Source organism: Sinorhizobium chiapasense, from assembly GCF_036488675.1.
Taxonomy (GTDB): domain Bacteria; phylum Pseudomonadota; class Alphaproteobacteria; order Rhizobiales; family Rhizobiaceae; genus Sinorhizobium; species Sinorhizobium chiapasense.
In genome coordinates, this window is the sequence record NZ_CP133152.1 from 1,194,967 (window position 1) to 1,217,191 (window position 22,225).

Annotated in this window: 15 protein-coding genes and 1 pseudogene; 7 read left to right on the plus strand and 9 right to left on the minus strand. The window is 60.0% G+C overall.

Annotation, left to right across the window (positions count from 1 at the left end):
• Positions 1–912: 912 nt before the first annotated feature.
• Positions 913–2,994, plus strand: a complete 2,082-nt coding sequence (locus tag RB548_RS30165; RefSeq protein ID WP_331376046.1) for an AAA family ATPase — start codon at positions 913–915, stop codon at positions 2,992–2,994.
• A 7-nt stretch (positions 2,995–3,001) separates the two neighbouring features.
• Here RB548_RS30165 and RB548_RS30170 read toward each other — a convergent pair whose 3' ends face one another.
• Positions 3,002–3,289 carry a helix-turn-helix transcriptional regulator gene (locus tag RB548_RS30170; protein WP_331376047.1) on the minus strand — a complete coding sequence of 96 codons (288 nt, stop codon included), beginning with the start codon at positions 3,287–3,289 and terminating at the stop codon, positions 3,002–3,004.
• A 345-nt stretch (positions 3,290–3,634) separates the two neighbouring features.
• On the opposite strand from RB548_RS30170, the gene RB548_RS30175 reads away from it, so the two are divergent.
• The 4 genes and pseudogenes from RB548_RS30175 to RB548_RS30185 all read left to right on the plus strand — a co-directional run bounded on the left by RB548_RS30175 (position 3,635) and on the right by RB548_RS30185 (position 9,556).
• Complete coding sequence (locus RB548_RS30175) at positions 3,635–3,976, plus strand: hypothetical protein (protein WP_331376048.1); 342 nt, start codon at positions 3,635–3,637, stop codon at positions 3,974–3,976.
• Positions 3,977–4,307: 331 nt separating this feature from the next.
• Positions 4,308–4,615, plus strand: a pseudogene (locus RB548_RS32325) (HVO_A0114 family putative DNA-binding protein).
• 226 nt (positions 4,616–4,841) lie between these two features.
• Positions 4,842–8,195, plus strand: a complete 3,354-nt coding sequence (locus RB548_RS30180; RefSeq protein WP_331376049.1) for an AAA family ATPase — start codon at positions 4,842–4,844, stop codon at positions 8,193–8,195.
• A gap of 1,187 nt (positions 8,196–9,382) precedes the next feature.
• Complete coding sequence (locus tag RB548_RS30185) at positions 9,383–9,556, plus strand: hypothetical protein (RefSeq protein WP_331376050.1); 174 nt, start codon at positions 9,383–9,385, stop codon at positions 9,554–9,556.
• Between the two features lie 245 nt (positions 9,557–9,801).
• Here the strand turns inward: RB548_RS30185 and RB548_RS30190 are convergent, their stop codons facing one another.
• From RB548_RS30190 to RB548_RS30200, 3 genes are all read right to left on the minus strand, one after another.
• Positions 9,802–10,224, minus strand: coding sequence for a type II toxin-antitoxin system VapC family toxin (locus RB548_RS30190; protein ID WP_331376051.1), 423 nt, complete (start codon positions 10,222–10,224; stop codon positions 9,802–9,804).
• The gene (locus RB548_RS30195; RefSeq protein WP_331376052.1) at positions 10,221–10,475 is read right to left on the minus strand and encodes a type II toxin-antitoxin system Phd/YefM family antitoxin; all 255 of its coding nucleotides are present in this window, start codon (positions 10,473–10,475) and stop codon (positions 10,221–10,223) included. Before RB548_RS30195 ends, RB548_RS30190 begins: the two co-directional genes overlap by 4 nt.
• A 416-nt stretch (positions 10,476–10,891) precedes the next feature.
• A complete protein-coding gene (locus RB548_RS30200) occupies positions 10,892–11,929 on the minus strand; it encodes an IS110 family RNA-guided transposase (protein ID WP_331376053.1) in 1,038 nt (345 codons plus the stop codon).
• 608 nt (positions 11,930–12,537) lie between these two features.
• On the opposite strand from RB548_RS30200, the gene RB548_RS30205 reads away from it, so the two are divergent.
• A complete protein-coding gene (locus tag RB548_RS30205; RefSeq protein ID WP_331376054.1) occupies positions 12,538–14,433 on the plus strand; it encodes a potassium transporter Kup in 1,896 nt (631 codons plus the stop codon).
• Positions 14,434–14,897: 464 nt separating this feature from the next.
• On the opposite strand, the gene RB548_RS30210 is transcribed toward RB548_RS30205, so the two are convergent.
• The 5 genes from RB548_RS30210 to ssuD all read right to left on the minus strand — a co-directional run bounded on the left by RB548_RS30210 (position 14,898) and on the right by ssuD (position 20,578).
• Positions 14,898–15,923: a sulfate ABC transporter substrate-binding protein gene (locus RB548_RS30210; RefSeq protein WP_331376055.1), complete on the minus strand. Its 1,026-nt coding sequence runs from the start codon at positions 15,921–15,923 to the stop codon at positions 14,898–14,900.
• A 204-nt stretch (positions 15,924–16,127) separates the two neighbouring features.
• Positions 16,128–17,171, minus strand: a complete 1,044-nt coding sequence (locus RB548_RS30215; RefSeq protein WP_331376056.1) for a sulfate/molybdate ABC transporter ATP-binding protein — start codon at positions 17,169–17,171, stop codon at positions 16,128–16,130.
• An 82-nt stretch (positions 17,172–17,253) separates the two neighbouring features.
• Positions 17,254–18,279, minus strand: coding sequence for a sulfate ABC transporter substrate-binding protein (locus tag RB548_RS30220; RefSeq protein ID WP_331376057.1), 1,026 nt, complete (start codon positions 18,277–18,279; stop codon positions 17,254–17,256).
• 429 nt (positions 18,280–18,708) lie between these two features.
• A complete protein-coding gene (locus RB548_RS30225; protein ID WP_331376058.1) occupies positions 18,709–19,257 on the minus strand; it encodes a flavin reductase family protein in 549 nt (182 codons plus the stop codon).
• A 151-nt stretch (positions 19,258–19,408) separates the two neighbouring features.
• A complete protein-coding gene (ssuD, locus tag RB548_RS30230) occupies positions 19,409–20,578 on the minus strand; it encodes an FMNH2-dependent alkanesulfonate monooxygenase (RefSeq protein WP_331376059.1) in 1,170 nt (389 codons plus the stop codon).
• 603 nt (positions 20,579–21,181) lie between these two features.
• Here ssuD and tauA point away from each other — a divergent pair.
• Positions 21,182–22,192 (plus strand): taurine ABC transporter substrate-binding protein, encoded by a 1,011-nt coding sequence (tauA, locus tag RB548_RS30235; protein ID WP_331376060.1) that lies wholly within the window; start codon positions 21,182–21,184, stop codon positions 22,190–22,192.
• Positions 22,193–22,225 lie beyond the last annotated feature (33 nt).

Below are 22,225 nucleotides of genomic sequence, written 5' to 3' on the forward strand. Positions count from 1 at the left end.
CGGTACAGGATATTCGCTGCTTGAGGAGTTGAGATCGTCTATGTGCGCAGCAACTCACCACGCCTCTGATCCCTTGCTTCGCGTCTGAACAAGCCGACGATGGGTCCAGAGCAAATGGCGCAGCGCCACCTTTGCCAACCACCGAGGATGATTTCGGCGAGTTCGATGCCGAGAGGCGCGGACGATCATGCGAGAAGAACTTCGTGAAACGGTCTCGTCCGAGCCGTTGACGACTGTCGACAAGCGGTTCGCAGGATTGGCAGCCACATGGCCCGTGGCTGCAGGGGCCATGTGGCTGCTGCCACCACGCCCTTCACGCGGCTTGTCCGGGCAGTCCGACCTTCTGGTCGAGAGATCGAAAAATGCCGATGTTGGGCTATTCGCCGCGAAACGACCTATCCATTTGCCTGGGAGAAAGCTAGATCTGCGAGATCGTCAAAAGCCGTGAGAAGCCGCGGCCGCTCTCGTTTCCAAGCTGATTAGCAGACATTGCCGTGGAACCAAGGAGAGAAACGGACGCCCCTACCAAATCATTTGAAAGGAATGGTCGGAAAGATTCGTACGATCCCGCTTGAGCGCGAACATTGATTGTTGACTCGGCAGATTGTGAACTTTACGACCACCTTATGAGCGCAAAGCTCATGAGTCGTTCACGGAGGTCGTCATGGACATGTTGCGCTTCGGCGAAGCACAAGCCAATTCCTCACTTCGCTCAATCGTCAGATGCGCCAACGAATGGTACCACCTGGCAAAAGACTTGAGGGGTATTGCTGACCGCAAATCCTTGCCAGCCCTCGATCCAAGCACCACACCGATTGTGAATGAGTGGTTCATCGAGAAATGCATGGTCCCTATGTTGGTGGGACACATCTCCTATCCGGACCAACGCGGAGATGACCATGGCAGGTACGGGTGGATGAACTTTACGGCCCCGCTTCACCTTTTCTCCTGCGAGGGGGAGATGGCACGCTCGTCGACACGATGGTATCGCCTGGGCACTCCGTCGCCGTTGGCGGAGCGTTCCGTCGACCGCTGGTCGACGCCCGGCGGCGGGTTCTGATGCTGATGAGCACTCCGCGCGCGCTATACGGTCGCCTTAAGGATTCGCAGTTCGGCAATCTCTCGCGGTCGCCAGCTCTATTCCTAGCGTATTGTTGTATCGGCAGGGGCCTGCGCTCCCAGCATCTGCTACTGAGGGGCTATCCAGGCATTGTGGTGCTGATCACGTCACCGGCGATCGACGTCGAGACATGCGCGACGGCCGCGGAGTACTTCTTTCTGGGCCGGTCGGAGGAATGGCCGGACGCCAGCGACACCAAACCAGTCGTTCACCGGTTCGAAGCATCAGCACGATTTAGGGAGCGAAAACTGAGGGAGCTGGCGGAGCTCTGCGCAAAGCATCCGACATGCATTGTCATAGCGGAGAGCCGCGCGTCGCTGCCAGACCAACTGGTCCTCACTGCCGATGCTCTCATCGAGATCCCAAAGCCGGAAGCTCGACATCTCCAGGCCGCGCGAAAGCTGCTCGGCAGAAAGCCGCTGGCCGAGGAGTTGGCGGCAGCGCTGGCGCGTCAGGACGTGAGCGTACTGACTGCGCTGCTGTCGAGACCGTATCTGACGCAGGCGCACGCTGGCAGGCTCGCCGCCGGACACTCCGCGGCCGCCGATGGCCCGACTCTTGAGGAATTGCCGGGTTACCGGGAACTTAAGCCGTGGGCGTTCGCCTTCGCTAAGGACCTGGCTGGATGGCGTAGCGGCATGCTGACATGGAGTGAGCTCGACCGAGGAATCCTTCTCTCAGGCGCGCCCGGCACCGGCAAGACCATCTTCGCCAGAGCGCTGGCCAAAACCTGCGGATTGCCGCTCATTGCGGCATCCGTGTCGCAATGGCACGCCGCTGGCCACTTGGGGAACATGCTGGCGGCGATGCGTCAGACCTTTGAGAAGGCTAGGAACGAACGAGCGGCACTGGTCTTCCTGGATGAACTGGATTCAATCGGCGATCGCACCAAGTTCTCGGGCGACCACGTTAGCTACAGCACCCAGGTCGTTAACTCGCTGCTGGAATGCATAGACGGGGCGCAGGGGAGAGACGGCGTCTTTCTCGTGGCTGCCACAAACTATCCCGAAGCCATCGATCCTGCCCTCTTGAGGAGCGGAAGGATCGAACGGCACATCAGGCTGGAACTGCCGGACCAAGTGGAACGGGCCGAGATCCTGCTCTATCACCTCCGGACGGACATGGCGATCGAGCAGATCGAGGAGATCACCGCCGACCTGGCGGGATGGAGCGGTGCCGATCTCGAAAGACTCGCGCGGGCGGCGAAGCAGTCCGCGAGAACGGCGGGTCGGCCGGTTCAGGTTCAGGACGTGGTTCGTGCGCTCCCGCCTCTTGAGACGCTTTCTCGAGACGAGTCCCAACGTGTCGCCATCCACGAATGCGGGCACGCCATCGTTGCCCTGGATCTCGACCAAACCGAGGAAGTCTGCATCTCCATTCGAAAGCGGTTCAGACGATCTTCGCTGGAGCCGAACGTCCATGGCGTCACACTGTACTCGAAGAACGAGAGCGGGCTGCTGACGCGCGCGGCGCTGCTCGGCCAGATATGTCGCTTGCTTGGCGGAGCCGCCGCCGAGGAGATCGCGCTCGGAGGCAGGTCCACCGGCGCAGGCGGAATGCACGGAAGCGACCTTCATAAGGCGACGACGCTAGCCGCCCAGATGATTTGCTCCTACGGCATGGGAGACAGGTTGTCCTTTCTGAGGAAAGCGTCCGCCATCGAAGTCGACGTGGACCGCTCTGCACTGTGGCGGGCCTGGCCGGAGATCGATGGAATCCTTCACGAGCAATTCGAGAGGGCCAAGCGGATTCTCTCGGGCCGCCGAAAGGCCCTTGCGGCGCTGGCGTCAGCGCTGGTGGAACGCGAAAGCCTCCAGCACGAGGACGTCGTGGCGATAATGACCGCGAACGCGCCGGACGAGATCAGGCAATGAACGTCGACTAACGGCCGCCGGGTCCTTCGTCGGCGTCTTCGATCCCGCGTATCTCCCGTGACACGGCCACGCCTGGACCGTGCCACCGCGTGGCGTCGGTGAAAGTCACTCCCCGTTCTTCCAGGGCACGCCGCACCTTGTCGATCGCATCGACAAGGACGTTGTTCTCGCCCTTCTCGATCCGCACGACGATCTGCCGGCTGACGCCGGACAGTTCCGCCAGTTCCTCCTGGCTGAGGCCCGCCAAGGCACGGCCGGCGCGGAGCACGCGCATGATCTCTGAAATCGAATCCATGGATTCGAGCAAGGCTGCAGTTTGACGAATTTGTCAACAATTGAAGGATTCGCCCGTTTGCGGAACCCGTTGATCTGACTACACTCGAAGGATTCAACCACCCCGAAACATATGCTTTCCTGGGCCCGGCTGTTGCCATGCTCACCTTAATGAAGGATCCGCGACGACGTTGGGCCTTACGAGCGAAGAGCACTCAGGGTCGACTAGGATTGGATCAAGTCCCCAGCCGGTGCGCCAGACGGTAACGCTAAAGGGTGCTGCCTACAGGACCGTCAGTGCCAATGCAGGCTATTGCTGACAACACGATAATCCTGACCGCGCTTTGTTGTGGCTGCAGCTTCACGGTTGGAGCGGCGCTTCAGGGGTTCGCTCGGCCTTCTCTGTGACACCTTCATCCTCGCCATAGTCGGCGGTTCGAAGCCGACGACTTTAAGTGCCTCGCTCAGTGTCACGCCCCTGGGCGAATTAGCTTCGTTCCCGACTGAACCAACTCGTCGTTTCATCTTCCCGACCAAGGTACCCTCAATGCCAACAGGTTACCTTGACAACATCGGACGTCAAGCGCTCAAGAAGAACTACGCGCTCGGGGTGACTGACCTTTTGCAAGTGCGCCGCACCGACAAAAACCACTCGCGGGAAGGCCATTTTCCTTGGGGATATCAAGGCGGCTCCGCTTCCGCTGGTTGATGACGTGTATAGGATGAACAGCAAATTAACGTCGGCACGGTATTGATTATTGAGGCCGCTAGCTCGGCCGGCCTGATCCGGCAATCTACTCGACTTGGACGTGGTGAGAGATTCTCTATGCAAGCGCTCGTGCCGCGTTAGAACGAGCGATCAAGCCCGATGGCGATACGAGTTAGACCACAACAAATCCGGGTAGGCCGGCTCAAACGGGTATTTGCTTCGCTGACTACCCTTTTTACTAGCGAAGAGAAAATGCCGTTCAAGTCCCGCTAGTCTTCTTGATAGAGGATGATTATCAGACATTGATATAATTATTATTGGATTCGCGCTCATGAAACGCTGCATTGTCGGTGTCCGCAGCCAGGTGGCTCACCTCCGCGGGATGCGAGACCCCAAGTATTTGGTGTCAATCCTTTGCATCGCTGGCTGCCGTGCTCTCCGATGACAACCGCTGTCTGCTGCGCGTAATCCGTGACAAGCAACCCAATCCCAACCCGCCGAACTCAGTGGCCGCAAGGTGCCGAACCTGTCGCGTACCCTGCGCCTGATGGCGGAATTCGGGCTAGTTTCGCTGCAACGCATTGTCCGGGATGTTCAATCGGCCGCGCTGGGACCGAATTCCTGGTGGTGATGGATTGATAAAGCAGGAGTGGCTTCATCGGGGTGTATCGTCCGAGCAACAGATGTCATTCGTGGTGACACACAAGACCCACGTAAGCCAAGCCTAGCGTGCGAATAAGCGTAAACGTATTCCAGCGTATGCCATTGCGTTGCCGCCTCGTTGACAACCGCTGCCGCAGCTAGTGGCCTTCGTTTATTGGAGCGCGACAGCCATGGTATACTCGCCCACGGCGAGGTAGTGGTCATGTCGGACATTGCCTCTTGGCTGGCCCGCCTCGGATTGGCCAAGTACAAAGAGGTGTTCATCGCCAACGAAGTTGACTTCGACGCGCTTCGTCATCTCAGCGAAGGCGACTTGAAAGAGATGGGCCTACCCGTCGGCCCGCGTCGAAAGATTCTGGCGGCGATCACCGCATTGGCGCACGACACCGTGCCGCCAGCCGACTCAGGATCTGCTCCAGCGCCAGTGTCGTTTGCAGGCGAAGCCGAGCGGCGGCAGTTGACTGTCATGTTCATCGACCTTGTAGGTTCGACCGGGCTGTCGCAGCGGCTCGATCCCGAGGAGATGCGCGACGTCTTCCGTGCCTATCAAAGTGCGGTGTCGGCGGAAATCGCGCGGTACGAGGGCCACATCGCCAAGCTCATGGGCGACGGCGTGCTCGCCTATTTCGGTTGGCCGACGGCGCACGAGGATGACGCCGAACGGGCAGTGCGGGCGGGCTTGGAGGCCGTGAGCGCGACAGCGAGCCTAACGACGCCGCCCGGCGAACCCCTTTCAGCCCGTATCGGCATTGCTACCGGTCTGGTCGTGGTCGGCGACCTGATCGGCGAAGGATCGGCACAGGAAGAGGCGGTCGTCGGGGAAACGCCCAATCTCGCGGCACGCCTGCAGGCCCTTTCCGAGCCAAACACCGTCGTGGTCTCCGGCGGGACGCACCGCCTGGTTGCCGGGTTGTTTGAGGTGATTGATCTCGGGCTCCAGCGGCTCAGGGGCTTCGCAGCTCCGGTGCCCGCTTGGCGCGTCATCGGCGAATCCGAGGCGGAGGGACGCTTCGAGGCGCTGCATGGCATCCCGACGCCGCTGGTGGGGCGGTCAGAGGAACTCGAGCTTCTGCTTCAACGTTGGCAGCAGGCCCGGACGGGAAAGGGCCAGGCCGTAATGCTGTCGGGTGAACCGGGCATCGGCAAGTCGCGGCTGGTTGCCGCTTTGGAAGAGAGACTGGGCATGGAGCCGCACGCACGATTGCGCTACTTCTGTTCGCCTTATCACGTAAACAGCGCGCTCTACCCCGTGATCAGGCAGCTTGCGCGCGCTGCCGGACTAGCGCGGAGCGACAGTACCAGCACGAAACTCGACAAGCTCGAGGCGCTGATGCTGCAATGGGCTTCGGACGCGACTGAGGCGGGCCCGCTTCTGGCGGCTTTGCTGTCGATCGACATCACTGGCCGATATCCGCCGACGAAGCTGACGCCGCAGGCGCAGAAGGCCCGAACGCTGGGCGTGCTCATCCAACAGATCGAAGCGATCGCGGCGCGCCAGCCGATCGTGATGGTCGTCGAGGATGCGCACTGGATCGACCCAACGACGCGCCAATGGCTCGAAATGCTCATCGAGCGCCTGCACGATCTGCCTGTGCTTCTGATCGTCACTTTCCGTCCGGAGTTTCGACCAACCTGGGTGGCATCAAACGTGGCGGCGATAACGCTCGGCCCTCTTGCCCCCGAGGAGGGAGCTGCGGTCGTCGACCGGGTGACCGGAGGCAGGACGCTGCCTTCGGGGGTCAGGAACGAAATCCTGGCCAGAACGGAGGGCGTGCCGCTGTTCGTAGAGGAGCTTACCAAGGCCGTCCTCGAGTCCGAGCTGATGACGCCCAACGGCGACCAGTTCCGATCGAATGGTCCGATGATGTCGCTTGCAATCCCGTCGACCCTGCAGGATTCGTTGATGGCCCGCCTCGATAGGCTCTCGTCGGCCAAGCACGTGGCCCAGATCGGCGCATGCATCGGCCGCGTCTTCCACCACCGGCTGCTCGCGGCGGTCGTTGGAAGTGGAGACGCGAGGCTCAGCGCGGATATTCTGAAGCTCGAACAATCCGAGCTCGTCTTTCGAAACGGCGTCCCGCCGGGGGCCACCTACGCCTTCAAGCACGCCCTGGTGCAGGACACGGCCTACCAGAGCCTGCTCAAGAGCCGGCGGCATCAGATTCACGCGAGCATTGCCTCAGCGCTCGAATCGCAGTTCCCGGAGGTCGCCGAGACAGAACCTGAGACGCTCGCGCACCACTACACGGCCGCCGGGTTTGCCGATCAGGCCGGAGACTACTGGCTGAAGGCAGGACAGCAGGCGTTGCAGCGATCTGCGAATGTCGAAGCGCTGGCCCACCTCGGCAAGGGGTTGCAGATGGTCGCGTCCCTGCCCAGCAACGAGGTCCGGTTGAGGCGCGAGATACATTTGCAGAACGCCATGGGAGTGGCGGCAATAGCCGTCAGAGGCTGGGGCTCGCCCGAAGTTCAGCACGCCTTCTCGTCGGCGCGAAGGCTTTGCGAGAAGTTGGGCGATCGCAACGAGCTCTTCGTGGCGGTCCGGGGCGAAGCTTCATACCAACTGATATCGGGCCACCTGCACGAGGCGGACGACCTCGGCTGTCAATGTCTGCGGATCGCCGAGTTCGCAAATGATAGAAGCCTCCTCCTCGAAGCGCATCATCAGCTCTGGGCGACCAGATTCTTCCTCGGGGACTACAGGGCCGCGGAGAAGCATGCAGACTGGGGAATAGCGACCTACGATCCGGATCGGGATCATCGCCTGACCTATATCTTCACGGGCCATGACCCCGGCGTCTGTTGCAGGAATTTCTCTGCACAGATGCTCTGGATTCACGGTTATCCCGACCAGGCTCTTCAGCGTATCCGGGAGGCGGCAGTACTGGCCAGGCGCGAAGCCCATTCCGTCACGATGGCCACCGCCCTGAACAACATGGCAAATATCCTTCTCGCTCGTCGAGAACCCGAGGCAGCCCTCAAGGCAGCGCAGCAGCAGCTTGAGGTATCCACGAAGTTCGACTTGCCGCTCATGGCAGGCGCGGCCCGGTTCAACATCGGCTGGGCGCTCGCCCAGCGACGCGAACTGGCCGAGGGTATCCGGGAAATGAACAAAGCGGTCGAAGCCGTCGAGACTACCGGCGCTGATATGGGCATGAGCTTCTGTCTTTGTGTGCTGGCGCAAACGCATGGACAGTTCGGCGAGGCGAACAAAGGGTTGACCGTGCTGGAGAAGGCGTTCGAAATCACCGCCAGGACCCGCTCGAAATATCAGTTGCCCGAACTGCTGCGCACCAAGGGTGAACTCTTGTCGCGTCTCAATCCGGACGCCGAGATTGCCGAGAGGTGGTTTCGGAAGGCACTGGCAATGGCCCGCGCCGAGGAAACGAAATCGACAGAACTGAGAGCTGCGGCAAGCCTTGCCCGCCTGTACCTCGATCAGGGGCGCAACCAAGAAGCTCTAGAGCTTCTTGCCCCCATCTACGCTTGGTTCACCGAGGGTTTTGATACTGGCGATCTTGTCGAGGCCAAGGCACTGATTGACTACCTGAGTTAGGAGCGACGCTGTCTGCTCCTGCAGCTAACCGGTTTTGTAGCATCCGGCCGGAAATTCGGGAGCGGCACGCGTCGCGAGAAACTCAGCGGATGATCGATCTTGGTTCGGCTGCAAGGAATTATCCATTGCGGTCCTGGATGATCGAATTGCGGACAGATGGAGGCCACATCCGGCTAGCGGGATGCCAGATTCAAAGGCCGATGTCCCGCTTCGTCGTTCACGCTAGCCGCCGCGAGCGGAGTTGCGACTTCTCGAAGCGCCCGTTCCTTTGATCTCCTGGCAATCCCCACGAATTCGACAATCTGTTGTTCGGTGCTTGCTATGAACGTGTGATGGACGGAACGCCCCTTAGACGCGGAGCTCGTTAAGTCAGCCGGGATGCCTTTCCATTCGCCGTCGCTCCTGGCAGAGCACGAACGCTCTGCTTCGTGGTGCGATTGGATGACAGACGCTCCGAGGCTTTGCTGACCTTCGTTCCGTCAAAGCCGGGATTCATCGGTTTCCTTTTCTTCGCTGCCGCGCGACCCGAGATAAGCAAAAGGCCCGGCGACCGACGGCCTGCCGAGCCCGGGTTACGTTGCTTGGGACATCGAGCCGCTGGGACTCGCTCTTGGGGTTCGCGATGTCACCGATGGCTCTGGTCCCTCGCGATGCCTCCTAGCGTAACCAAAGCCGATATTGCCACGCTAGCAAACGGTTACCCACGGACTAAAGTCCGATGCAGATGGGCAAAAGTCCAACCGCCCTTCAGAGGCCGTCGATTTGTCGAGTCGATCATATGGCTAAATCAAACCGCCCTCTCCGATCACGTCACGTAATTGTCACGCTGCGGTCACGATTGGCGGCTAGGGAATACCGATCTCGCAATTGACCACGGATGTACCGGCAGCGACGAGAGGTGGCGACGAGATATTCTGCTTTCCCCAAGGGCGCCCTTCTTGGGCAGCCGTGCTAAGGTCGGGTCTACCCCTGCTTTTTTTTGCTCCCTGCCGGACCCCACCCAGACTGTAACAATGGACATAGGACCTTTGGCGCCGTGCTCTCGAACTAAGGTCCGAGAGCTGTAGGGAGACAACATGCTAGGTTCCTACTCGGGGTTGATGCCTGCTAGACTTGGGGTCCTGTGACTTCCATGGTGGACCTCGCCACGCGAGGCTATGCAACCACCCAATGCTTGGGGATTGGACATGGACGACCGCGATACGAAAAGCAACGGCGAGAGAAATTCTGCTTCGGACCTCTTGGAAATTGCGGCGCAACTCGCGTCGCTGGCCGAGGACATCAAAACCTTAGCTGCAATGCCGATCGAGCAGATCTCAACATTGATCGAATCCGACGATAGGCCCGAAGCAAGCTCATAGAGCCGTGATACCTACCCGGATGGCGAGCCTCGTTGTTCTGCCGCGTAGTTCATCGAGGAGCCGGCGTGCTTGGTCGCCTTGAGGAGAATCGAACAGGCGACCCTGCAATCGAGCGCAATCGACGGCGGGAATGTCAGTCGACCTTCCGATTTAGTCGAGCTTACATTTACCGCCAACACCCCACGGAATTGCCGGCCAGCTGTGCTCAAGACCGATGGGCCGCGAACCCGAGCACGAGCGATCTGTCAGCTCTGCCAGGGATCGACCAAAACGACGCCGGTACCTTCGAAATCCCTGGTGTTGCGTGTTACCACGGTCATGTCGTGCACCAGCGCCGTCGCGGCAATCAATGCGTCCGCCTCGTTGCGGCGGTCCGGAATGTGCAGGTGCGCGCAGCGTGTCGCAACCACGTCGTCAATCGGCAGGATGCGGCCAGCGAATTCCGGACGCACATGACTGTCAAGCCAAGCGCGCAACCGAGCGCCCTGTGCTGGGTCCCTGCGCTGCACGCCGAGCACGCCCCGCTCCAATTCAAGAATCGTGATGGCCGAAATGAAGAAGCGCGCCGCATCTTCCGCTCCGACCCATGCTACCACGTTGGCATCGGCTTTGCCGTCACCGATCTTGCGCAGTTCGGACACGACATTGGTATCCAGTAGGTACCTCAAGAGAAGTCCACATCCCGGGGTCTGATTTCAATGCGGTGCGGCTCGAACTCGATCGCCGACAGGCCGGGCATGGCGAGCGCGTCAACAAGGCTGCGGTGCTTGCCGCTCAAGCGCTCGAATTCGTCATAGGTCATTAGGACATGGGAAGGCTTGCCGCGATCCGTGATGATAACCGGGCCGTTTTTTGCTGCCTTCTTAGCGCTACTGACGTCATGGTTCAGCTCTCGGCTGGAAAGGGTCGTGATGCTCACGGCGCACCTCCATGTAGGTAGTTACCTACATATAACATGAAAGGCATAAATAACAAGCGGCCTTCGATATCGGCCACCGTGTTGAATGGCGCGGCTATCACGGGCAGTTGTCCTACCCGGCACTGCACACGTCCAGGTTCCCATTGATACATTATGCGATTCTTCTGTAACGGGCTTTGCGTCAATCCCTTGTGTGCTTAATCCCTCGCCGAGTGCTTGCTTCTGTCCGCAGTCGGAGCTGGGCCGCTGCTCTATGGGGTCTGCTGAGGACCGGTTGGCCAATCTTTAGAGGCGCAGTCACCTCGTGCGGCTGATCGCATAGCGGCCTAACCCATCCATCGTCCCGGCGAAGGGACCTCGCTCCGGAGGGCTGATGGCTGTGCCCGTCCGAAAGCCTGTCTTGTCGTCTCCTCCGATCAAGCCGCGAGCGCTGGCGCCACCTTACGAGGAATGAAGTTGGTTCTGTCCCTGAGCATGCAATGCAACACCACCGCCAGCTTGCGGGCCAGCGCGACACGCGCCTTTCTGGGACCGGCACGTCTGGCGACCGCCAACGCCCAGCCCTTCAGGTCGGAAACTTTGACCGGTCGCGTCAGGATGACGTTGGCCGCCTCGTAGAGCGCGGTTCGCACGCTGCCATCGCCGATCTTCGAGATGCGACCGCTATGATCGGTCTCGCCCGATTGATATTTCCTCGGCGTCAATCCGAAGTGCGGCCCCACCGCCCGTGAGGAGCGGAATCGCTCCGGCGCATCGACGGCCGCCACAAACGTCAGCGCCACCAAGACGCCAACGCCGGGCGTCGTCATCAGCCGCTGTGCGTTATCATCCTGACGGGCCATGGCACGCAGCTTGCGCTCAAACCCTGCAAATTCATGCACAAGCGCGTCGCGCACCTTCAGCAGCGAAGCGGCGATCGCTTCCAAGGTCGAATGGCCTGCAATCAGCTCGCGGATGCGCCCCGCGTAAGTGCGCCGCGTCGTCGGCCCGACCTTGAGGCCGAAGCCGCGCAGGATGCCCCGGATGCTCATCTCGATATCGTGAAGCTTACCCTGAATGAGCTTGCGGGCGGTCAGCAGCGCACGCACCTCCTGGGCGGCAAGAGATTTGCAGTGGACCGGTCTGAACCAGCCAAGCCGCATCAACTGCGCAATGCCCCGTGCGTCCTTCTTGTCGGTCTTTACCGGCATCGTCTTGAAGGCTGCACGCACGTGGCGCGTCTCGATCAGCTCGACGGAAAGACCTGCTTTCACCATCCCGGCATGGAGCCACTGCGACAAGGGGCCGGCCTCCAGACCAATTCGCTCCATCGCCACGCCGTGCGCGCCGAACCAGGCGATCAGCGCATCGGGTTCGCTGAGGATCTTTGCTTCCCGGACAATGCGGCCATCCGCATCCACCACGCACACACTTGCGTATTCCAGTGATACGTCGATGCCGGCATACTGCTTCATGGTCGTCTCTCCGTGCTGCTATGGAGCAGGCCAGTCCTGACTCCGCGACACCATCATTGTGAGGGACGACCACCGGCCCTTCAAACCTGGCGGACCGGGTTCCGCCCGTTACACCATCTTTTGAGCACAGAACGAGAATGTGCCGTCACTTTGGCCCAGAACGTGAACATCCTCGCAACAAGCCGTGCACAAGGCTCGTTAAGAAACGGCTCCCTTCGACCCAGTGCAGTCTTTCGCCGACAGCGAAGGGAATTTCCGGTGCTGGGGTGAAAGTGGACTCCAGAGCGGTGCAGGAGTTTTGCCGGAGACCGATCACCTGCAGCATCTGCGAGAACGTAGTCATAGCTGCTCCCAGCTTTGGCATTAAACGAACGTCGAAATGTGCGTCTGAGAATCGACTGTATCGCGCGATCGCTGCCCTTGACCGAATACCACTTCGGATAAGAAACGGCGATAGATAGGGGATACCGCTCGACAGCAACTCCGACATTGACTGCGGATATTTCCGCAATATCTTTCCCGAGCCGGGAACCGGTATTCGATGGACGCGTGAATTTGCTCCATGCATGACGGGCGTCGACATCCTTGGCAATCCATTCGAGGTCCTCATGACAGCAACACAAGCCGGCCATCCCGACAAAGATCACGGCCGCTTCGCCACGCTCGTGCTAGGCTCGATCGGTGTTGTCTACGGCGATATCGGTACCAGTCCGCTTTACGCCTTTCGCGAGGCGTTGCGGCCGTTCTCGCACGATGGCGTGCACGAAAACGAAGTAATCGGGCTGATTTCGTTGATGATCTGGACGCTGACGATCATCGTGACCCTGAAATACGTGCTTTTCCTTCTTCGTGCCGACAATGACGGCGAAGGCGGGACTCTCTCTTTGCTCGCTCTTCTGATGAAGAAAGCGAAAGGGAACACTGCGATCCTGTTTTTGGCTGGTCTGACGGGTGCGGCCCTCTTCATTGGCGATGCGATGATCACCCCGGCGCTTTCCGTGCTTTCGGCGGTAGAGGGGTTGAAGCTGGTTACGCCCACGCTCTCGGACTACGTCCTGCCGATCTCTGTGACGATCCTGGCGGCGCTCTTTCTTGTGCAATCAAGGGGGACCGCGGCCGTGTCCAAGTTCTTTGGCCCGATCACCCTCGTCTGGTTCATCGCCATGGCGCTCGGCGGGATTGCCCACATCAGCGACGATCTTTCGATCCTCAATGCACTCAATCCACTCTACGCGCTCGATTTCATTACGCATGCGGGTTTCGTCGGTCTGGTCGTTCTCGGCGCGGTGTTTCTAACTGTCACCGGAGCGGAGGCACTCTATGCCGACCTCGGCCACTTCGGGCGCACACCCATTCAGACAGCATGGTTTCTGGTGGTTTTCCCGGCGCTTGCGCTCAACTATCTCGGACAGGGCGCACTCGTGCTCACCCAGCCGACGGCGGTCGAAGATCCCTTTTTTTTGATGTTTCCTGAATGGGCGCTCCTGCCGGTTGTGATCCTGGCTACACTTGCGACCATTATCGCCAGTCAGGCGGTCATCACCGGAGCGTTCTCCTTGGCCCGTCAGGCGATCCATCTCGGTTTTCTGCCGCGCCTCGAGATACGCTTCACGTCCGAAACGACGACCGGCCAGATCTATGTGCCATCTGTCAACTCTCTGCTCTTCTTCGGCGTGCTTGCCCTCGTCATTATCTTTGGAAGTTCAGAGGCGCTTGCCACCGCCTACGGCATCTCGGTTACAGGGGCTATGGTGGTGACGACCCTGCTGGCATTCCCTTTCCTGACATGGATATGGGGGTGGTCGACGCTCTTTACCCTAAGCGTACTCCTGCCTCTGTTCGTGCTCGAGTGCATCTTCCTTGTGGCCAACCTGCTGAAGGTCCACGACGGTGGCTACGTGCCCATCATGATCGCCGGCACGATCATGATGATGATGTGGACCTGGCAGAAGGGCACACGCTTCGTAAAGGAGAAGATTGGCCGCAACGACATGCCGCTGAAGGCGTTCATAAGACTAATCGAGCGAGAATCTGAACACGCTCCCTCGGACGTTCCCGGGACAGCGGTATTTCTGGCGAGCGTGCCTGACAAAGCTCCCGCGGTGCTGCTTCATAATCTTAAGCACAATCACGTGCTGCATGCGCAAAACATCATCCTTCACGTTAAAACCCGTCGCGTTCCGTTCGTGCCTGAGGCTGACCGGATCGAACTGACGAGGCTTTCAGATCGGTTCAGCAAGCTCACCATCAACTTTGGCTTCATGGACGATCAGAATGTCTCCAAGGCCTTCGCAATGTGCAGGAAAGCAGGACTGAAATTCGAGATCATGTCGACGTCCTTCTTTCTTGGACGGCGCAAGCTCTTGTCAGACCCCACCACGGGCCTGCCGGGATGGCAGGACCGGCTGTTCATAGCGATGTCGCATGCGGCGATCGACCCTTCCGATTATTTCAGCCTGCCGCCCAACCGTGTGGTCGAGATTGGCGAGCAGGTGCTCGTCTGAGACCCGTGGCTTACGAAAGCGCGCCAAAACGTGGTTGGTGTTCGCAGCGGAAATCTCGACCTACGCAGCTAACGTGCGCAAACCCTTAGCTTGCGATTTCTGGCGTTATCATTCCCCGGTACTCAACATGCGGACCAGTGTTCCAGCCTCGAAGTGCCCTGGCTTCGAAAGGTGCCCCCGGAACCGCATGGCAAGGTTGCTCATCGCCGCCAAATCCGGCGACGCCTGCTTCAGGGCATCCACCTGGCCTGGTCTGCTGAGAGCGTTCCCCTCGGAGGAAGAAAGCATGACATCGACGCAGCAGGGAGGGCTATGGTTATTCGCGCCTATCGCCTTGCGGTCCCGTCGTTCTTCGGTCAGAATGATTGAGTCAATCATGTGACGCCGAGCGCCAATCCGAAACCCGGAATGACGCTCGGCTGCCGAAGCTGCCATCGCCTGCTGCTGCGAAAGGCCATGAAATATTATTGTCCCGGCTTGTAGATCTGGTCGAAAATTCCGCCGTCGGCGAAAAACTTCGGCTGAGCTTCCTTCCAACCGCCGAATTCGTCAATAGTGACCAGCTTCACATCGGCGAAGCGCGCCGTGTCCTTGGGGTCCGCGAGCTCCGGCTTGAAGGGCCGGTAGTAGTGCTTGGCTGCCAGTTTCTGGCCGACATCGCTGTAGAGGTAGTTCAGGTAGGCTTCGGCCACTTTTCGCGTGCCCTTGCTGTCGACGTTGCCGTCCACAAGCGCCACCGGCGGCTCGGCCTTGATCGAGATCGATGGCGTTACGATCTCGAAATTGTCAGGCCCGAGTTCTTCCAGCGACAGGTAGGCTTCGTTTTCCCAGGCGAGCAGCACGTCGCCGAGGCCCCGCTGGACGAAGGTTGTCGTCGAGCCGCGTGCACCGGTGTCGAGGACCGGCACGTGCTTGAACAGCTGCGCCACATATTCCTGCGCCTTGGCATCACCGCCGCCATTGGCGGCCCGTGCCCAGGCCCAGGCCGCAAGGAAGTTCCAGCGCGCACCGCCCGAGGTCTTCGGGTTGGGGGTGATCACCTGGATATCTTCCTTGACGAGATCGCCCCAGTCCTTGATGCCTTTCGGGTTGCCCTTGCGAACGAGGAAAACGATGGTCGAGGTGTAGGGAGAGCTGTTGTTTGCGAAGCGGGTCTTCCAGTCGACAGGAATTTTCCCGCTCTCCTTGGCGATCGCGTCGATATCGGCTTCAAGCGCCAGCGTCACGACGTCTGCCTCGAGGCCGTCGATCACCGACCGGGCCTGCTTGCCCGAGCCGCCATGAGAGGTCTGGATTGTCACCGTCTCGCCGGTGTCGGCCTGCCATTTTTCGGCGAAGGCCGCATTGAATTCCTTGTAAAGCTCCCGAGTGGGATCATAGGACACGTTGAGGATCGTTGTATCCGCTTGAGCGAGGCCGATGGCGCCAAGCTGCAGACTGCCGACCACAAGCGCTAGTTTCACTATTCCGGTAAGTCTATTCGAGGCCATATCGCCCTCCATCTCTTTTGCCAGATAAAACTATCAATTTAATCGACTACTACAACGCAAACTTATGACGCGGCGGACGTGATCTTGGGAATGACCTATTCTCTTTGGCCTCCATCCGGGAATTTCTTGCCCACCTTGGACCCCACTCTCTGAACGCGGACACTGGATGGTTTGAAATCGACGTCGTGAACCGAAGACCACAGGCTATTCCCCGCGAAACAGCTTCCACTTGGTAGGTCGGAAGGCGATATGGGTGCGGTCAGCCGAGGAAGCGCGCTCGGGCGACAACTCGATCTCGACCGAAGAGTGTTCCTTGCTGATATCCAATTCCAGGTGGCGCGTGCCCGCCACGCGCCGGCTTGCAGTAACGCGACCCGCGAGACAGCCACCAGATCCTTCGATGAGCTCGACATCATGCGGGCGAAAATAGAGGGTTGCCGACCCATCCTGTTCGTTTGCCGCGCGCAGGCCGATCGGCCGATCTTCGAACCGGATCTCGCCGCTCGCAAGCGTGACGTTCAGGCAGTTCGACTGGCCAATGAAGCCGTAGACGAAGGGAGAAATCGGGTGGTCGTAGATCTCGTCCGGCGTGCCCACCTGCTCGATCGCACCCTTGTTCATCACGACAACCCGGTCGGCGAGCTCGAGCGCCTCCTCCTGATCGTGAGTAACGAAAACCGTGGTGTGACCGGTCCGATCATGGATTTCGCGCAGCCACCGGCGAAGTTCCTTGCGCACCTGCGCGTCGAGCGCGCCGAAGGGCTCGTCGAGCAGCAGCACATTGGGTTTGACCGCCATGGCACGAGCCAGCGCCACCCGCTGTCGCTGACCACCGGAAAGCTGCGCCGGATAGCGTTTTTCAAGGCCGGAGAGCTGCACCAGTTCGATAAGGTCGAGCGACCGGCGACGGATCTCGTCGGCCGGCGGCCGCTTCTTGCCGGGCCGCACCTTCAAACCGAAGGCAATGTTGTCCAGCACGTTCATGTGTCGGAACAGCGCATAGTGCTGGAAGACGAAGCCGATGTTTCTTTCCTGCACTGTCTTCTTCGATGCGTCCTCGTCATCGAAGAAGATCATGCCTTCGGTCGGGCTTTCGAGGCCGGCGATCAGCCGGAGCAGCGTCGTCTTGCCCGAGCCGGAGGGACCAAGCAGTGCGATCAGCTCGCCGGAGTGAATATCGAGGGTGACATCGACGAGCGCCGGAAAGCGGCCGAATTCCTTGCGTAGGTTCTGGACGCGGACTTCCATGAATGTCTCGTCCTTATAAGGCCTGCGTCCGGCACCTCGCGTCGCCGTGGAACTCAACGCGCGGGCTGCCGAGGGCTTAACCCTATCGACCTGGCATATAGATCTGGTCGAAAATCCCGCCAGTGTCGAAAAAGTTCCGTTGAGCTTCCTTCCAACCTCCGAATTCGTCAATCGTGACCAGCTTGAGATCGGCGAAGCGGGCGATGTCCTCGGGATCGGCAAGTTCGGGCTTGTAGGGCCGGTAGTAATGCTTGGCGACGATCTTCTGCCCGACATCGCTGTAGAGATAATCGAGATAGGCTTCTGCCACCTTGCGCGTGCCCTTGCTGTCGACATTGCCGTCGATGAGCGCCACAGGCGGTTCGGCCTTGATCGAAATCGACGGCGTGACGATCTCGAAATTGTCCGGGCCAAGTTCCTCGAGCGCCAGATAGGCCTCGTTTTCCCAGGCGAGCAGTACGTCGCCGAAACCGCGCTGGACAAACGTGGTCATTGCACCCCAAGCACCGGTGTCGAGAACGAGAACATGCTTGAAGAGTTGCGCCACATATTCCCGCGACTTGGCGTCGTCGCCGTTATTAGCGGCACGTGCCCAGGCCCATGCCGCCAGGAAGTTCCAGCGGGCGCCGCCCGAGGTCTTCGGGTTCGGCGTGATGACCTGAATGCCTTCCGTCGTCAGGTCCCCCCAATCCCTTATGCCTTTCGGGTTGCCCTTGCGGACCAGGAAGACGATCGTCGAGGTATAGGGAGCGCTGTTGTTTGCGAGACGAGTTTTCCAACCAGCCGGGATCTTGCCGGTCGCCGCGGCGATCGCATCGATATCGGCCTCGAGCGCCAGTGTTACCACGTCCGCTTTGAGCCCATCGATCACCAATCGCGCTTGTTTTCCGGAGCCGCCATGAGAGGTCTGTATCGTCACCGTCTCTCCAGTATCTCTCTCCCATTTTTCGGCGAAGGCGGCATTGAATTCCTTATAGAGCGTCCGCGTCGAGTCATAGGACACGTTCAGGATCGTCGTGTCCGCGAGAACGATGCCGATAGAGCCAAGCTCAAGAATTCCGACCACCAAGGCGCGCTTCACGACGCCGGCAAGTCCATCCGTTCGCATCTCGACCTCCATGCTTAGCCCACGAAACTATCTCGCGAATGTAAGGCGGAAAAGCCGAGATAAGGCGGTGAGGAAGAATGAAGCGGCTTGCGCCCGCCTGCTAAAGCGATCAAGCTATTCACGGCCGACTTATGACGTTGGCACGCCTTAAAGAACTGGAAAGAAACTCCAGATCAGCCCTTGTTGGAGTTCATCTCGTTCTTCGGTCCTGGTGACTGGGCCGCTTGCGTGGTCATCGTGCATTTTCACGGGCATGTTCGCGGCGCAAGCGTCACACTCCCTGGCCTCCCCGCGCCAGGGAGCGAAAAGATCGAAAGAAAAGTTTACCATACCGAGCGGCATTTTGGTCATTCCTTCCCTTTATGTCGGCGGGCAGGTGTCACCCCACTACGGCCGTTCGTCAATCATTCCGTAAACTCGTCGATCAAGCTATCCACCGACCGCATAATAGCGGCCACCGCGATATACCAGTGAAGCACCATCGCCGAAGCGAATACCTACCACGCGGCCAAGCACGATCGCATGGCTGTGCCGTTCGATGACCTCCTCGACTTCGCAATCGATGGCTGCCACCGCAGCCTCAAGGACCGGCGCCCCGCTCACGAGGCGGATCCATTCGGCTCCGCGGTAACGTTCCGCCCCCTTCAACCCGTCCCGGCCAGCGAACTGGTTTGCCAGTGTCTCATGGTCCTGTCCCACCACGTTGACGCAGAAATGGCCGTATCGCTCGACGACGGGAAATGTTGAGGACGAACGGTTAAGGGTGACGATCATGCGCGGCGGCTCGATCGAAAGGCCGGTTGCCGACGTGACGGTCGCTCCAGTGCGAGTGTCACCCTCCCCTGCCGTTATAATGCTGACGCCGCCGCCGAGAGCGCGCAGTGCGTGCTTCAGGCCCTCGGCGTCCACGGCATGGTTGGCAGGACGGAGGGTGGTCGACCCGACATCGAAAGCGCGCACAGAAGGCTGGGCAGACATCTCAATCACTCCTCTCTTGAGTGCGTATTCTATTGCACTGGAGGCAACCTGGCCTGCCTCTCCATATCGTGACCGATCAGGAGAGCGGTCATACCTGCGATCAGCGGAGGCGAGCGGCTTTCCAGCCGTTTAACCTTCAGAGCAGGGGAATCTAGGAACCCGCCACCACCCTTAGATTGCCGCCGTGTCCGCCGCCGCCGAATACCTGGCGCCCACCGAAGGACGAGCGGATCTGGTTGCGCGGACCGCCAAGGCCAATTTCCGGGAAGAGCAGTTCGGAGACCCGATAGGCTTCCTCGAGATGCGGGTAGCCGGAGGCGATGACGGTATCGATACCGAGATCCTGATACTCCTTGAGGCGTGCGGCCACGGTCTTCGGCGAGCCGACAAGTGCAGTCCCCGCGCCTGAGCGAACGAGCCCGATACCGGCCCAGAGGTTCGGCGCCACCTCGAGCTTGTCGCGTCGACCGCCATGGAGCGCCACCATGCGGGCCTGCCCGACGGAATCGGAATTCTTCGCAAATCCCTCTTGCGCTGCGGCGACCGTCTCGTCGGAGAGCTTGGAGATCAGCCGGTCGGCGGCGGCCCACGCCTCTTCGTCGGTCTCGCGCACAATGAAGTGCAAGCGGATGCCGAAGGTCACCTGACGGCCCTTGTCAGCAGCAAATTTGCGGACCTTAGCGATTTTTTCCGCAACCTGGTCCGGCGTCTCGCCCCAAGTCAGGTACTTGTCGACGATACCTGCCGAAAACTCGATAGCTGCATCGGACGATCCGCCGAAATAGAGCGGCGGGCGCGGCTCCTGAACCGGCGGGAACCCGAGCTGTGCGTTATACGCCTTTATATATTTGCCATCGAGCTGGCTCTTGCCGGTCTCAAGGAGCTGGTTGAAGACCTGGAAAAACTCGTCGGCATGCGCATAACGCTCGTCATGGGGCAGGAAGACGCCGTCGCCGGCGAGCTCCTGAGCACTTCCGCCCGCAACGATGTTGAGCAGAAGGCGCCCGTTCGAGACGCGGTCGAGCGTCGAGGCCAGTCGCGCGTAATAGGCGGGCGAAGCGATACCTGGGCGGACCGCCACCAGGAACTTCAGCTTCTCCGTGAATGCCGCGAGATTGGCGGCAAGAATGAAGGATTCCTCGCAGGCCACCCCCGTCGGGATGAGCACGCCGGAATATCCGAGGCGATCGACGGCCGACGCAATCTCGCGGAAATAGCCAGGATCGGAAGGGCGGCTGAGGTCATCGGATCCGAGATAGGATCCATCACCGGAGGACGGAATGAACCAAAGGAAATCAAGAGGCTTGTCTGTCGTGGTCATGGTCTGATCCTTTCAAGGCGCCTCGTTTCAGCTGGCCTTCGGCCGCACAGACCGGTGATCGTCTGCTCTTCGCCAGGATGCCGAGGTACTCGTCCACAAGAGCCTGATTAAACTGCAGCGACATATCAATATATAATCAATAGTTTTACTAGAAAAATTATTCCAAAGTGCTTGCCTTTGTGGAGATTATCCCTCAGTCCGGGATAGGAGGCGCGAAGGCGTCCTTCCACCCCGCGAGGTTCGACATCTTGGCCGGTGTTGCCGCCCTCGAACTCAGATGATCAGATGAGACGAGTGTTGCGGCCGCCAACGATCGATACACTCAACGGGCTCGGACTTTCCCATTCTGCACTCCCGCAGTGCACCGGCCGAACCGGGCACGCGCAGCCGGGGAAGCTAGCGATCTGCTGACCGCAGGGAAAATGAGGCTATTCTTCCACCTCCAGCGAGCCGCGGCGCAATCCAAACGTCGCATGCCGAGCCTTCGACGGAAAGATGTCGCACGCGTTCGATCAAATTGAGATTAATTTATCTCTACTAAATAGATGGACTAAGTCATCTTAAATGAAGTTGGCGTTTGCCACGACACTTCAGGAGAGGGAAATGAAAATCCATCGCAGAACTTTCGCGGCACTGGCCGCAGGCGCAATGCTAGCCGCCGCAATTCCAACATCCGCTGCCTTCTCGGCCGAGGTGACGCTCAACATCGGCTATCAGCCGATCGTGGAACCGTCGCGGGTCCCACAGGCGAACGGCACCTATGAGAAAGTTACAGGCGCCAAGATCAACTGGCAGAAATTCGATGGCGGCGCCGATGTCATCGCCGCGATCGCATCCGGCTCCCTGGACATCGGTTACGTCGGCTCTTCGCCGCTTGCGGCCGCTGCCAGCCGCGAACTGCCGATCGAGACCATCGCGATTGTCGGCCTAATCAGCGAGGCCGAGGCGCTTGCCGTGCGCGGTATCGACAAGCCCGAACAACTCGCCGGCAAGAAGATCGCGACGCCCTTCGTCTCGACCGCCCATTACAGTCTGCTGACGGCCCTCCAGCACTGGAACATCGATCCGAAGTCCGTGGAGATCCTAAACCTGCGGCCGCCGGAGATCGCGGCCGCCTGGTCGCGCGGCGACATCGACGGCGCCTACGTCTGGGATCCGGTGCTCGCCGAGATTAAGAAAACCGGCACCGTGCTGGCGACATCCGCCGACGTCGGCAATTGGGGCGGCCCGACCTTCGACGCCTGGATCGTCAGCAAGACGTTCGCCGACGCCCATCCGGACGTCGTCGCGGCCTTCGTCAAGGTGACCGGCGACGCTACGGCCGCCTACCGCGCCAATCCGGACGCCTGGAATGCCACATCGCCCGAGGCGGAGAAGATTGCCCGGCTGACCGGCGCCAAGCAAGAGGAGGTTCCGGCGCTTCTCAAGGGCTACACCTTCCCGACGCTCGAAGAGCAGGCCGGCGCCGATCTCCTCGGCGGTGGTACGGTCGAGGCCGTTGCTGCAACGGCGGCCTTCCTCAAGGAACAGGGCAAGATCCCTGCCGTCCTGCCCGATTACGGAGCCCATGTCTCCCCGCGCTGGGTAAAGGAAGCCGCCAAGCTTTCGTTCTGAGATCCGAAGCAGAGCTCTGCGACGCGGCCGTCC